The 12,829-nt window shown below is 68.0% G+C and carries 14 protein-coding genes and 2 riboswitches; of the genes, 3 read left to right on the top strand and 11 right to left on the bottom strand.

What is annotated here, in order from left to right:
• Nucleotides 1-162: 162 nt before the first annotated feature.
• Both AC5P66_RS13230 and AC5P66_RS13235 read right to left on the bottom strand, forming a co-directional pair.
• On the bottom strand, nucleotides 163-744 hold the full coding sequence (locus AC5P66_RS13230) for a DUF3106 domain-containing protein (protein ID WP_099485534.1): 582 nt from the start codon (nucleotides 742-744) through the stop codon (nucleotides 163-165).
• Nucleotides 737-1,741 (bottom strand): hypothetical protein, encoded by a 1,005-nt coding sequence (locus AC5P66_RS13235; protein WP_049411873.1) that lies wholly within the window; start codon nucleotides 1,739-1,741, stop codon nucleotides 737-739. The genes AC5P66_RS13230 and AC5P66_RS13235 overlap by 8 nt, the downstream gene beginning before the upstream one ends.
• Before the next feature lie 413 nt (nucleotides 1,742-2,154).
• Between AC5P66_RS13235 and AC5P66_RS13240 the strand changes: the two genes are divergently transcribed.
• Entirely contained in the window at nucleotides 2,155-4,332 is a 2,178-nt protein-coding gene (locus tag AC5P66_RS13240; RefSeq protein ID WP_099542475.1) for a primosomal protein N', read from the top strand.
• A gap of 49 nt (nucleotides 4,333-4,381) precedes the next feature.
• On the opposite strand, the gene AC5P66_RS13245 is transcribed toward AC5P66_RS13240, so the two are convergent.
• Both AC5P66_RS13245 and AC5P66_RS13250 read right to left on the bottom strand, forming a co-directional pair.
• Entirely contained in the window at nucleotides 4,382-5,002 is a 621-nt protein-coding gene (locus tag AC5P66_RS13245; RefSeq protein ID WP_099494887.1) for a glutathione S-transferase family protein, read from the bottom strand.
• 112 nt (nucleotides 5,003-5,114) lie between these two features.
• A complete protein-coding gene (locus AC5P66_RS13250; protein ID WP_049438505.1) occupies nucleotides 5,115-5,894 on the bottom strand; it encodes an NYN domain-containing protein in 780 nt (259 codons plus the stop codon).
• A gap of 123 nt (nucleotides 5,895-6,017) precedes the next feature.
• On the opposite strand from AC5P66_RS13250, the gene AC5P66_RS13255 reads away from it, so the two are divergent.
• Nucleotides 6,018-7,298 carry an NAD(P)/FAD-dependent oxidoreductase gene (locus AC5P66_RS13255; RefSeq protein WP_049438504.1) on the top strand — a complete coding sequence of 427 codons (1,281 nt, stop codon included), beginning with the start codon at nucleotides 6,018-6,020 and terminating at the stop codon, nucleotides 7,296-7,298.
• 80 nt (nucleotides 7,299-7,378) lie between these two features.
• Here AC5P66_RS13255 and AC5P66_RS13260 read toward each other — a convergent pair whose 3' ends face one another.
• Nucleotides 7,379-7,834 (bottom strand): hypothetical protein, encoded by a 456-nt coding sequence (locus AC5P66_RS13260; protein ID WP_495216417.1) that lies wholly within the window; start codon nucleotides 7,832-7,834, stop codon nucleotides 7,379-7,381.
• A 181-nt stretch (nucleotides 7,835-8,015) separates the two neighbouring features.
• Entirely contained in the window at nucleotides 8,016-8,291 is a 276-nt protein-coding gene (locus AC5P66_RS13265) for a GIY-YIG nuclease family protein (protein WP_049411861.1), read from the bottom strand.
• 40 nt (nucleotides 8,292-8,331) lie between these two features.
• Nucleotides 8,332-8,421: riboswitch (glycine riboswitch) on the top strand.
• A 13-nt stretch (nucleotides 8,422-8,434) separates the two neighbouring features.
• Nucleotides 8,435-8,538, top strand: a riboswitch (glycine riboswitch).
• A gap of 84 nt (nucleotides 8,539-8,622) precedes the next feature.
• Here AC5P66_RS13265 and AC5P66_RS13270 point away from each other — a divergent pair.
• A complete protein-coding gene (locus AC5P66_RS13270) occupies nucleotides 8,623-9,240 on the top strand; it encodes a trimeric intracellular cation channel family protein (RefSeq protein ID WP_033835258.1) in 618 nt (205 codons plus the stop codon).
• A gap of 206 nt (nucleotides 9,241-9,446) precedes the next feature.
• Here AC5P66_RS13270 and AC5P66_RS13275 read toward each other — a convergent pair whose 3' ends face one another.
• The 5 genes from AC5P66_RS13275 to AC5P66_RS13295 all read right to left on the bottom strand — a co-directional run bounded on the left by AC5P66_RS13275 (nucleotide 9,447) and on the right by AC5P66_RS13295 (nucleotide 12,786).
• Nucleotides 9,447-10,520 (bottom strand): 3-deoxy-7-phosphoheptulonate synthase, encoded by a 1,074-nt coding sequence (locus AC5P66_RS13275; protein ID WP_495216418.1) that lies wholly within the window; start codon nucleotides 10,518-10,520, stop codon nucleotides 9,447-9,449.
• A 295-nt stretch (nucleotides 10,521-10,815) separates the two neighbouring features.
• Nucleotides 10,816-11,073 carry a hypothetical protein gene (locus tag AC5P66_RS13280; RefSeq protein WP_049411856.1) on the bottom strand — a complete coding sequence of 86 codons (258 nt, stop codon included), beginning with the start codon at nucleotides 11,071-11,073 and terminating at the stop codon, nucleotides 10,816-10,818.
• Between the two features lie 89 nt (nucleotides 11,074-11,162).
• Nucleotides 11,163-11,501, bottom strand: a complete 339-nt coding sequence (locus AC5P66_RS13285) for a DUF6616 family protein (RefSeq protein ID WP_495216419.1) — start codon at nucleotides 11,499-11,501, stop codon at nucleotides 11,163-11,165.
• Between the two features lie 47 nt (nucleotides 11,502-11,548).
• Nucleotides 11,549-12,289 (bottom strand): DNA alkylation repair protein, encoded by a 741-nt coding sequence (locus AC5P66_RS13290; protein WP_049411850.1) that lies wholly within the window; start codon nucleotides 12,287-12,289, stop codon nucleotides 11,549-11,551.
• Nucleotides 12,286-12,786, bottom strand: a complete 501-nt coding sequence (locus tag AC5P66_RS13295) for a MarR family winged helix-turn-helix transcriptional regulator (RefSeq protein ID WP_495216420.1) — start codon at nucleotides 12,784-12,786, stop codon at nucleotides 12,286-12,288. The genes AC5P66_RS13290 and AC5P66_RS13295 overlap by 4 nt, the downstream gene beginning before the upstream one ends.
• Nucleotides 12,787-12,829: the final 43 nt, after the last annotated feature.

Raw genomic sequence — 12,829 nt, forward strand, 5'->3', positions numbered from 1 at the left:
ACCGGGTTTGCGGCCGGTCATCTTACGCGCGCAGCGCGGGTATTCCCATGACACGGCGTGAATGCTGGGTTCCAGCCGCCCCACACAAAAGGGGACGGAGGGAATTAAGTCGTTTCAGGCCCGTTAGTGCCGGATGCGACTTAATCCCCTCCGTCCCCTTTTTTACTGGCCGGCCTGACGCTTCAGCCAGCTGTCGCGCTCGGCGGCGGGCACGGCGAGGAAGGCGCTGCGCACCGTGTCGCGTTCCTGCGGCGGCGTGCGCTGCGCGACCAGGGTCAGCTGGGCCAGCTGCGCCGGGCTGAGTTGGCGCAGCACGGCCAGCGCGGTCTCGCGTTGCGCCGGTGGAACGAATCCGAACAGCCCGTGCAGCTTGGGGAATTCCAGGCCCAGCTGCGGGCCCAGCCGCCATCCGTCGCGGAACGCCTGATCCTGCGCCTGGAACTGCTGCCGCATGCGCTGCTGTTGATCGGCCGGCAGCGAATTGAAGCGCGCAGCCGCCTGACGGATGCGCTCGCGCTCTGCTTCCGGCAATGCGCGCCAGGCGGCGTAGTCGGCACGGCGCTGTCGCTGCTGCTGCGCATCCAGCTGGGCGAACTCCGCAGGTGCTGTTGCAGCGGCCGACGCCGGCGTGGCCGGCGAACTGCCCGCAACCGGTGGCGGCAACGGCACGCTCAACGGCTGCGGTGCGGCGGACAGCGACAGCGGCAGGGCCAGCAGCAGGCTGGCGAGCACGGACTTATTCATCGGCGGCAGCAGTTTCCAGCGTGGCACTGGCCGGCTCCGGCCGGCTCGGCTTGGCTTGCGATTCATCCACCGGCAGCGGGCCGCCCGCGGCAGTCCACGCGTACAGGTCGGCATCGGCGACCAGCGGGTAGTCGCGATCTGCCAGCATCGCTGCGTCATCATTGGCTTGCGCCTGGCCCGCGTCCGGTGCGGCGTCGACCTTGCTCGGTGGCAGGGCTTCCACGGTCACCGGACCGGCTTCGGCCACCACGCCCTCCGGCAAGGGTGCATCGCTGCCGAACGAATGTCCCTGCAGGTGGCGCCAACCCAGCGCCGCGGCCAGCAGTACCGCCACGGTCACCAGCAGGATCAGCGGACCGCGCCAGCGCGGCTTGGCACTCGCCCGACGGCGCTTGGCGTTGGCAGTGGCCCGCTCGTCGCGCTGGGGAGCGCGCCAGCTGGAGGCCGGTGCTTCATTGTGGGTGGTGGGTGCGGCCGGCTGCTGCAGTTGCTGCAGGCGCGCGGCCGGCAGGTCACGGACACGGGCCTGTACCTGCTCGGCCAACTGGCGCCAGGCCGCGGCATCGGGCCGGCCCTGGGCATCACGCGGGCAGGCATCGGCCAGCAGGTGCTGGTAGCCGGCCTCGTCCTGGTCGAGCACGCGCATGGCGATGCCCTCGTCGAGGCTGCCGCCCACCCGCAGCAGCAGCGCCAGTCGTGGAAGTGGCGGCATCGCGCCCAACGCGGCCAACGACGGCGCCCACTGCCCGCCCGCCGGCTCGCGCAGCGCCTGGCGCTGGCCCAGCAGGGTCCAGAAGCGGGTCGGCCATTGCGCCATCGGCAGGTCGCTGGCGACCGCCGCAAACGCGCGCATCACCGCCACCAGGGTCTGCTCGGCACGCGCGGCATCGCCGCACTGCAGTTCAGCCACCACCAGGGCGCGGCGCTCGACGCCACGCAGGAACGCCGACAGCGCGCCGGCCGCGGTCGAGGAAACAGGGGCGGGCACAGCCGTCATCGGTCACTCCAAAGGTCTGCCGGCATGATAGCGGCAGCCCATCGGCACCCGTAGGACTTGCGCCCACAGGCACTTCGTGCTGCAGGTTGTGCACAGCACCACGCTCCCCGCGCGGGAAACTGCGGCATGCAGCTGAATTCACTCTGTTTCAGCAATGTTTCACACTCAAGTCGTTGATTTTGAATGACTTTGAAGTGTGGCGATTTTTTGACCAACCCAAGGGTGAGCTCGTCGCCATCGGCCTCCTAGGTTCCCGTCGACCGGTAACGCACAACGTTATCCACAGAACATGTGGATAAGACTGAATCTCCAATGGACACCGATATTTAGGTGACATTTATGATTCAACGGTCGTCGCCCGGGCACGTCTGCCCCCTGCCATTCCAGCGCGCATGGCCCGTTACACTGGCCCGATGCTTTCACCCATTCCGACCCTGCAGGTCGCCCTGCCCGTCCCGCTGCCGCGCCTGTTCGACTACCTGTCGCCGGAGGGCGATGGCCCCACGACCGCAGTCGGCTGCCGCCTGAAGGTGCCGTTCGGCAACCGCGAGCTGGTCGGCGTGGTGGCCGGCCACGGCCAGACCGACGATGGCCAGGGACTGCGCCAGGCGCTGGCCTGGTGCGACCTGCAGCCGCTGCTGCAGGGCGAACTCTGGCAGAGCCTGCAGTGGCTGGCGCGCTACACCCATGCGCCACTGGGCGAGGTGCTGAGCACCGCCCTGCCCGGCCCGCTGCGCCATGGCGAGGTCCTGCCCGACACACACCACTGGGGTTGGCAGCTGACCACCGAAGGCCACGCCCAGCGTGAAAAGCTGCGCGCCGGCAGCCGTCCGCGGCAACTGGCCGAGCTGCTGGCCGGGGCGATCGTGGATGAGGACGTGCTCGGCGAACGCATGGCCGACTGGCGCATCGCTGCACGCAGCCTGGCCAAGCGCGCGCTGGCCGAGCGCGTTGCGTTGAGCGTGGCCCCCCAGCATGCACAGCCACTGCCCGGCCCCACGCTCAACCCGGACCAGGCCGGGGCGGTGGCGGCGATCAACGCTGCCGACGGCTTCCAGCCGTTCCTGCTGGATGGCGTGACCGGCAGCGGCAAGACCGAGGTCTACCTGCAGGCGATCATCCACTGCCTGGCGCAGGGCAGACAGGCGCTGGTGCTGGTGCCGGAAATCGGCCTGACCCCGCAGACCCTGGCACGTTTCCGCGGTCGTCTCGGCATCGCCGTGCACGCCTTGCATTCGGGGTTGAATGACAACGAGCGCGCGCGCGTCTGGGCGGCCGCCTCACGTGGCGAAGCACGGGTCATCGTCGGCACCCGCTCGGCGGTGTTCACGCCGTTGCCGCAGGCCGGCCTGTTGATCGTCGACGAGGAACACGACGGCAGCTACAAGCAGCAGGACGGCATCCGTTATCACGCGCGCGATTTCGCTCTGGTCCGGGCCAAGGCGCTGGGCATTCCGGTACTGCTCGGCAGCGCCACGCCCTCGCTGGAAACCCTGCACAACGCCTATGCAGGCCGCTACACCCACCTGCGCCTGAAGCAACGTGCCGGCGATGCACGGCCACCGCGCGTGCGCATCCTCGATGTGCGCAAACGGCCCTTGCACGACGGCCTCTCGGCCGACGTGCTGGCCGGCATCGGCGAGCACCTGCAGCGCGGCCAGCAGGTGCTGGTGTTCAAGAACCGCCGCGGCTACGCACCGGTGCTGCTGTGTCACGACTGCGGCTGGACCGCGCCGTGCCAGCGCTGCGATGCGCCGATGACCGTGCATGGCGGCGGCCGGCGCCTGCAATGCCACCACTGTGGCGCGCGCCAACCGGCGCCGTTGGCGTGCCCGGCCTGCGGCAGCCTGGCACTGCAGCCGCAGGGTATCGGCACCGAACGCCTGGAAGAACACCTCACCGCCGCCTTCGCCGACTTCCCGGTGGTGCGCATCGACCGCGGCACCACCTCGCGACGCGACGCGCTGGAACAGCAGCTGGCGAAACTGGGCGACCAGCCCGGCATCCTGGTCGGCACGCAGATCCTGGCCAAGGGCCACGACCTGCCGAAGCTGACCCTGGTGGTGGTGGTCGGCATCGACGAAGGCCTGTTCTCCGCCGACTTCCGCGCCAGCGAGAAGCTGGCGCAGCAGCTGATCCAGGTGGCCGGTCGTGCCGGACGTGCACGTGACCCCGGCGAGGTCTGGCTGCAGACCCATCACCCGGGTCACCCGCTGCTGGAAACCCTGGTCAGCGGTGGCTACCACCCGTTTGCGCAGGCCGAGTTGAACCAGCGCCAGGCGGCCGGGTTCCCGCCATTCGCGCATCTGGCGCTGATGCGTGCTGAAGCGCAGCAGGTGGAGCATGCCAATGCATTCCTGCTGGCCGCGCGGCAGCTGCTGGGCGAGCAGGACGTGGTCGAGGCCTACGGGCCGATGCCAGCCCCGATGCCACGCCGCGCCGGCTACCAGCGCACGCAGCTGCTGCTGTCGGCGCCGCAGCGGCCGCCCCTGCATGGCGTGCTTTCGCAACTGGTACCGCAGCTGTATGCGCTGCCGGAAGCCCGCAAGGTGCGCTGGTCGCTGGATGTGGATCCGACGGATCTGTATTGACGGGTCAGAGCCCACCCGTCGGGTGGGATCCGACCCCGAACGCCTTCGCTTACGTCAGCGGCGACATCACGCCGCGCTGGTAGGCCGGCCGCTCGCGCAGGCGCGCATACCAATCCGCCAGGTGCGGAAGCTCCGGCCGCTGGATCGGCAGCTCGTACCAGGCGTAGACCAGCGAGCCCAGCGGGATGTCGCCCATCGCGAACTTCTCGCCCGACAGCCACGGCTGCCTGGCCAGGGTAGCGTCGGCCATCGCCAGGTAGTCACCGGCGCGCACGATGGCGGCACTGATGCGCGCTTCGTCGCGGTCGGCCGGCGCGGTGCGCATGATGCCCCAGACCAGGTCGCTGTACAGCGGTGCCATCCGCGAAGTGCTCCAGTCCATCCACTTCTCGGCCTGGGCGCGTTCCATCGGGTCCTCGGCGTACAGCGTGCCCAGCGCATAGCGCGCGCTCAGGTAGCGCACGATGGCGTTCGATTCCCACAGCGGCAGGCCGTGGTCTTCGATCACCGGCACCAGGCCGTTGGGATTCATCGCCTGGTACTCCGGCGTCTGCGTGCCGCCGTGGCTGCCGCCGACCTCGATGGATTGGTACGGCAGGCCGATTTCCTCGGCACACCACAGCACCTTGCGGACGTTGCTGGAATTGCGGCGGCCCCAGATCTTCAACATGCGGGTTTCCTTTGCTGGCAATGCGAGCGGCAACGATACGCCTGATCGATACAGGTGTGTGCGTGCCGGATGCGGGACCTGGCATCCGGGCATTGCCGGCAAGCGGCCGGCACTACCGGTTCTTCTTTGGCAGCGCGCGCACGTAGGAGGACTTGCCATCCTTCTTCAGCTCGAACAGGCCGATCGCCGCCAGCAGATCGCTGAGCTTGCCGTAGCCGTAGTTGCGCGGATCGAACGAGGCCTGGTTGCCGATCTGGCTGCCAACCGGGCCGAGGTGCGACCAGCCATCCTCGCCCTCGGCCGCGGACACCGCACGGCGCAGCATCTTCACCAGCCGCGTGTCGCTGCGCATCTCCGCGCCACTCTTGCGCGGACGCGAATCGTCGTTGGCCACCGGCTCGTTCGAAGCCTGCTCGCTGGACGCCTGCTCGGCATCCGGCACGCTGGCATGGGTCTGGCCCAGTGCCTCCAGGTAGGTGAACTTCGAGCACGCATTGACGAACGGCTCGGGCGTCTTCTTCTCGCCGAAGCCATATACCTTCACGCCATCTGTCAGCAGGCGCATCACCATCGGGGTGAAGTCCGCATCGCTGGAGACGATGGCGAAGCCATCAAGGTTGCGCGCGTACAGCAGGTCCATGGCATCGATCACCATCGCCATGTCCGAAGCGTTCTTGCCCTTGCTGTAGGCGAACTGCTGGATCGGGCGGATCGCATACTCATGCAGCACCGCTTCCCACCCCTTCAGTCGCGGGCTCTTCCAGTTGCCGTAGGCACGGCGCACGTTGGCCACGCCGTAGCGGGCGACTTCCGCCAGGACCTCGTCGATCTTCGAGGCCGGCGCATTGTCGGCGTCGATCAACAGGGCGATGCGCTTTTCCGGTTCGCTCATGGGCTCCTCACGGGCCGTTGCCTGAACCCGAGTATCGCCGATCCGGGCAGGCGCTGACGTGACAGGTGGCCGCCGTGCGAAGATGCCAGGCGCTTCCCCCGATGCCCCCACTGGAGTGAGTCGATGAGTCGCGAGCGCGTTCCCCACCTGGTCGTTGTCGGCGGCGGTTTTGCCGGTCTCTGGGCCACCCGTGCCCTGGCCCGCGAGCGCATACGCATCACCCTGGTCGATCGCCGCAACCATCACCTGTTCCAGCCGCTGCTGTACCAGGTGGCCACCGCCGGCCTGTCCGCGCCGGATATCGCCGCACCGCTGCGCCACATCCTCGGCCACCAGCGCAATGTGGAAGTCCGCCTCGGCGAAGTGGTGGCCATCGACAAGCAGGCGCGGCAGATCCGCATGGCCGATGGCAGCACGCTGGACTACGACAGCCTGCTGCTGGCCACCGGCGCCACCCACGCCTACTTCGGCAACGACCAGTGGGCCGATGATGCGCCCGGCCTGAAGACGCTGGACGATGCCATCGCGCTGCGCCGCAAGCTGCTGCTGGCGTTCGAACGCGCCGAGGCCGAACCGGACCCGGCGAAGAAAGCGGCGTGGCTGAGTTTCGCCATCGTCGGTGGTGGTCCCACCGGTGTCGAACTGGCCGGCACCCTGGCCGAGATCGCGCGCCACACGCTGCGCAACGAATTCCGCCACATCGACCCGGCCAGCGCCAAGGTGCGGCTGGTCGAGGCTGGGCCGCGCGTGCTGTCCTCGTTCCCGGATGTGCTTTCGCTGAAGGCGCGCCGCCAACTGGAAAAGCTGGGCGTGGAAGTGCTGACCGGAACCCCGGTGAGCGACATCGACAGCCAGGGCTTCAAGCTCGGCGAACAGTTCGTACCGGCGCGCACCGTGGTCTGGGCCGCCGGCGTGGCCGCTTCACCGCTGGCGCGCACGCTGGACGTGCCGCTGGACCGCGCCGGACGCGTGCCGGTGCAACCGGACCTGACCCTGCCCGATCACCCGGAGCTGTTCGTGGCCGGCGACCTGGCCGCGCTGAGCCAGGCCGACGGCAAGCCGGTCCCCGGTGTGGCACCGGCCGCCAAGCAGATGGGCAAATACGTGGCCAAGGTGATCCGCGCACGGCTGCACGGCACGCCCGAGCCCGGTCCGTTCAAGTACGCGGACTACGGCAACCTGGCCACCATCGGCCGCATGGCCGCGATCGTGCACCTGGGCCGACTGCAGCTGTCGGGCGTGCTGGCGTGGTGGTTCTGGCTGGCCGCGCACGTGTTCTTCCTGATCGGTTTCCGCAACCGCATCGTGGTGCTGCTGAACTGGGCCGTGGCGTACTGGAGCTACCAACGCAGCGCGCGCATCATCTTCGGTGATGACCGCGACGACCGGCGGCCGAAGCGGTAGGGCTGCGCGCAGCGGGGTCGGATCCCTTTCCGCAGGAAAGGACTCTGACCCCGTCAACACCCTCCACGCATGGCGTGGATCTACCGGTTCATCGGGCCACCGGGCACCCGCCGTTTCGACCAGGTCCGGCAGAAGTCCTCCTTCCTCGCGGTGTCGGCAATCTGCGCAGTACTCCAATGCCGGGTGATCCAGATCGCCAATGCGGTACTGCTGAGATGCCAGCGCGGCATGCCGCGCTGTGGTTGCCGCCACAGGTGGCGCCGGGCAATCCAGAAGGCCTCCCGCTCCACTTCCGGCACCTTCTTCTTCATCACGTCCTTGTCGAAGAACTGCGCGGCGAAACGCCAGGGATTCATCGGCTGGTATCCCGCGCGTGGTTCACTGCTGCACGCAGCCATACCACTGGGCGCGCGGTCGGCCGGCTTCGGCCGACCGCCTGCCAATGCCAGCCCGAGCAGGTACAGCAGGCCAGGCAACAGCGCGATGCCGGCGACCAGCACGACGACGGAGATCCATGCTTTGCCGGCGGCGCGCATCGTTCACGGCGCCTTCGGTTTCGGGTACCACAGCGACGACAATGACCGACGGTCGTGCTGAAAAGCAAAGGTGGACATCCGGGTCTCCAGCGCTTGGCGCGGAGCGATCATCGCATGGCCCGGCAGCCCATCCACGCATGGCGTGGACCTACAGAATCCGGAGCCGAGCGTGGGCCCAGCTCTACAGAAGGCTGGAATCCGGCGCCTGCAGCCAGGCCAGCTTGCGCTCGCGGGGCTGCTGCTTGAGCTGCCACTCGGCGCGTGAGGCGGCGGCCCGGTCCGGGTATTCGCGCACGGCCAGCACGCGCAGCGGTGGCCGGGCCCGGGTGTAGCGCGCGCCCTTGCCGGCCTGGTGGGCGGCGAAGCGCGCGTCCACGTCGGTGCTGATGCCGGCGTAATAGCTGCCATCGCGGCATTCGAGCAGGTACAGGAACCACGGGCGGAGGGACGGGGCCATGCCTGGATTATGCCGTGCTGCACTGCAGCGGATATACTGGCGCCCGAATGCAGGAGAGAGGCGCCGCGCTGGCGCCCGCCGAAGGCGCAGGCTCCCATGATCGCTCAGGCCGGTGGGCTGGAATCCCACCAACCATGCATTCGACTCGCCGAGCTGGAGAGAGGTCACCGGGCACGCCCGGGACGATCCGCCGAAGGGGCACGCGGCCGACGCCGCTGAACTCTCAGGCAAAAGGACAGCGGGAGCGGCACCGGTCATCGTCATCCCGTCATTGCGCAGGCAGTGGCGGTCGTCGCGCATGGCCGGCCCCACCGCTCTCGGAGCCTGTCCCATGCTGCTGTCCATCATCTACCTGATTGCCATTTCCGCCGAAGCCATGACCGGCGCACTGGCCGCCGGCCGCCGCCGCATGGACCTGTTCGGCGTGGTCATGATCGCCTGCGTCACCGCCCTCGGTGGTGGATCACTGCGCGACATCCTGCTTGGCCACTATCCGCTGGGCTGGGTCAAACATCCCGAGTACCTCGGCTTTACCGTGTGCGCGGCGCTGATCGCCACCTGGGTCGCACGCTGGATGCACCACTTCCGCCGCACCTTTCTGGTGCTCGACGGGCTGGGCCTGATCGCCTTCACCCTGATCGGCTGTTCGATCGCACGCGAAGCCGGACATGCGATGCCGATCGTGCTGATCGCCGGCATGCTGACCGGCGCGTTCGGCGGCGTGCTGCGCGACATCCTCTGCAACGAGGTGCCGCTGATCTTCCAGAAGGAGCTGTACGCGATCATCGCGCTGCTGACCGGCGCGGCCTACCTGTTGCTGCTGCACTGGGGCGTGGCCGATGCCACCGCGATCCTGTGCTGCCTGGGCGGCGGCTTCGCGCTGCGCCTGCTGGCGATCCACTACCGCTGGGAAATGCCGAAGTTCGTGTACCACGACGAAGTGCATTGAGGTTCGCGTTCGCCTTGGATTCCATGCTGGGCGCGGATCGACTGCACCACCCCGGCGATGTACCTGGCGCTGTCGCTCATGCGCAGCGCCAGGCGCATCGCCGGTGCGGACGGGCCGGTCTCCAACTCCGGCCGGCCCTGATCGCGGCCGCACCCCCGCAGGCGCTGGCCGCCATCCACACACGTGCCGCCATCAGGCGGCTTCATTCACGCGGCCTCGGACACCTTCACTTCACGACGGGCACGCACGGCCGCAGCCAATCGCTCCAGCACCGTCACGGTGGTGTCCCAGTCGATGCAGCCATCGGTGATGCTCTGCCCGTAGACCAGCGGCTGGCCTTCCACCAGTTCCTGGCGGCCACCGACCAGATGGCTCTCGATCATCACGCCGACGATGCGCTGTTCGCCGTCTTCCATCTGAGCGGCGATGTCGTCGATCACCTTCGGCTGGTTCTCCGGGTTCTTCAGGCTGTTGGCATGGCTGGCGTCGATCATCAGTCGCGCCGGCAGCTTGGCCTTGGCCAGCACCTGGCAGGCCTCAGCCACGCTGCCAGCGTCGTAGTTCGGTTGCTTGCCACCGCGCAGGATCACATGGCAATCCGGGTTGCCGGTGGTCGACACGATGGCAGTGCCGCCCTGCTTGGTGACCGACAGGAAATGATGCGGGTTGGATGCCGCACCCACCGCGTCGGCAGCGATCTTCACGTTGCCATCGGTGCCGTTCTTGAAGCCGACCGGGCACGACAGCCCCGAAGCCAGCTCGCGATGCACCTGGCTTTCGGTGGTGCGTGCGCCGATCGCGCCCCATGCCACCAGGTCGGCGATGTACTGCGGCGAGATCACATCGAGGAATTCAACACCGGCCGGCAGGCCGAGCTTGTTGATGTCGCGCAGCAGGCCACGGGCGATGCGCAGGCCCTTGTCGATCCTGAAGCTGCCGTCCAGGTCCGGGTCGTTGATCAGGCCCTTCCAGCCCACCGTGGTGCGCGGCTTCTCGAAGTACACGCGCATGACGATTTCCAGCTCGCCAGCCAGCGAATCGCGCAGCGGCTTCAGGCGCTGGGCGTACTCGATGGCGGCCTTCGGGTCGTGGATCGAGCACGGGCCCACCACCACCGCCAGGCGATCGTCGCGGCCGTGCAGGATCTGGTGCAGGGCCGCGCGCGAGGCGCTGACGGTGTCGGAAGCTTCATCGTCACAGGGCAGCATCGCCAGCAGCTGGGCAGGCGGTGTCAGCGGTTCGATGGTGCGGATACGCAGGTCGTCGGTGTGCGGGGGCATTGCAGGAGATCTCCGGAACGTTGGGGGTCCCCAGCGTGGCGGCATGAAAAAAGCCGCCAGGTTCGCTGGCGGCTTTCGGGAATGCGTCTGAAGCTTTCTTCAGGGTGAGCGCAGTCCTTCCTCCGCCAGTGGCTTCGGAAAGTAATACCAGTAAAAGCGGGTAGCGGCTGCGTTCATGGGATCTATTGATAGCACAGCTTTTGCGCAGTGCAAAATGTTTCATCCGCAACTGGGGGCGCGGTTCAGTGATGCGCCTGCCCGCGCAGCCCACGCGGCGGCCGCCGTGCAACGTCGCTCATCTGCCATGCACTTCCACGTCCAGCAGCAGGCCTTCGTGGATGTCGGCCCAGCGCTCCAGCACGCGGTCCAGCTCCTGCCGGGCCTCGTCCAGCTGCTCGGGATTGAGCAGGGAACGGGCGGTGTAGAGATCGGACACCAGCCGGCGCAGTACCGCTTCGGGGATGGCCACCGAGGGCCCTTCCATCTGCGGCAGCTGCAGTGCCGGCGTATCGCCCTGCGGGCCGTACAGCGTTACCTGGAGCGTGCTCTGCATGATCAACTTCCCTGCGGATGGACATGGGCAATGTCCTGTTTACCGCGTCTGGGTGACAGGCGCATGTGCCATGCGCGTCCGGGGTGCCGCTACAAGGCGGCCAGATCGGCCAGGTGCTGGACCATCCCATCGTCTGCGCCGACGGCGTTGGTGGTGGCGAAGTACTGATGCCAACCGGTGGCGGCAATGCCGGCCACCAGGGCGTCGGCGTCCGCGCGGCTTGCACAGCGCCAGACCGCATAGAACTGCTCATCGCTGCCGTGCTGTACGCCCGTGGCAATGCGGCCCATCGCCAGCGGTGTGATGCGGACCGGATCGAACTGCCGCATGCCAGCACCGATGCGGGCGAAGAAGGCGGTGCGTTGGTCAGGCGGGAGCGCGGTCCAGGCCGGGGTGGCGGTGTAGAGCTCGATGAGGGTGTGGGACATGGAAGGTCTTCCTTTAGGTTGATGAGATTGCCGGCCAGCGGCCGGCACTACCGGAGCGAGCGCATGGCGCGTTTGCGGATGTAGGCATTGGCATCGCCAGGGTGCTGCTGTTGCCACCGCGCGCACAGCTCGCGCAGCCACTGCGGTTGAGTCTTGCCGGCATCGTTGAGCCAGTTCCCGACCGAGTCCTGCACGTAGCGCTCCGGGTCGTTGGCCATTGCTTCCAGCATCGGCAATGCGAGTTCTGGATGCTGCTTGAACAGCGCGATATGCGTGGACCACACGCCTCGTGGGCGCAGCGCTTCGCAGGCGAAGCGGCGCAGGTAAGGCGATGCCTCCTGCGTCCACATGTGCAGGTACTCAAGCGCCTGCAACGGTGCGGCAACGATGTCGCTGCGCAGCGCCAGCCATGCCCATTCGCGCACGCCGAAGTGCGGGTCGTCAGCCAGCGGACGCATCGCCCGCAGCTTGGCCGGCAGCGTCGCGCCGGCATCGCTGCCGATCAGGTAGCAGGCCCAGCCACGCACGGTGTCTGATGCGTGTGCCTGCCAGTGCGCGGGATCACCCTGCCCGGCTTCGCGCAGCAACCGCGCCGCCAGCGCCATGCGCTGGGTGATGCCCCTGCCGGAGGCGTCGCGCATACGTTGCAGCGCTTTCGGCTCGAGCGCAGGTGCCACCCCCTGTAACAGCGCGGCGAAATCCACTGCCAGGCATTCGGCCAGATGCGTGGCAGCGGCACCACCGCTGTTGAGTGCACGCAGCCGTTCCGCGGGAATGGGCGTGCTCATGCGGCGGCTTCCCGCCCGGTGTCCGTGTGCTGCCAGACCTTATGCAGCAGCTGTGACAGCTGCTGCCGTTCATCAGCATCCAGGCCGTTGAACAGGCCGCTGATCCATTGTGTGTGCTGCTCGAACAGCGACTCGGCCAAACGCTTGCCCCGTGCAGTCAACACGATCTGCAGACGACGGCCATCCTCGTCATCGCTGCGACGCTGCAGCAGGCCTTCGCGCTGCAGGCCATCGAGCAGGCCGCTGATGGTGGCCCGGGTCACGCCAGCGCGCTCGGCCAGCGCGTGCGGCGCCAGTGCGCCGCCGGCCCCGTGCAGCAGGAACAGCACGATGAAGCGACCCTCGCTGAGCCCGTGCGGTGCCAACCGTGCAGCGCAGTCGCGATCGATCGACGAGGACAACGAGAGCAGCTGGAAGCACAGGCGCAGCTGCGCGATGTTGGCGTGGCCGCGCCGCTGCGCTTCCTCCAGCAACGCCTGATGCTTGGCTTCGATCATCCTTCCCTCGCAGCATGATTAGGCGCCTAATCATATGGCGGAA

This window comes from Stenotrophomonas sp. YJH_SMC_122 (genome assembly GCF_059369535.1).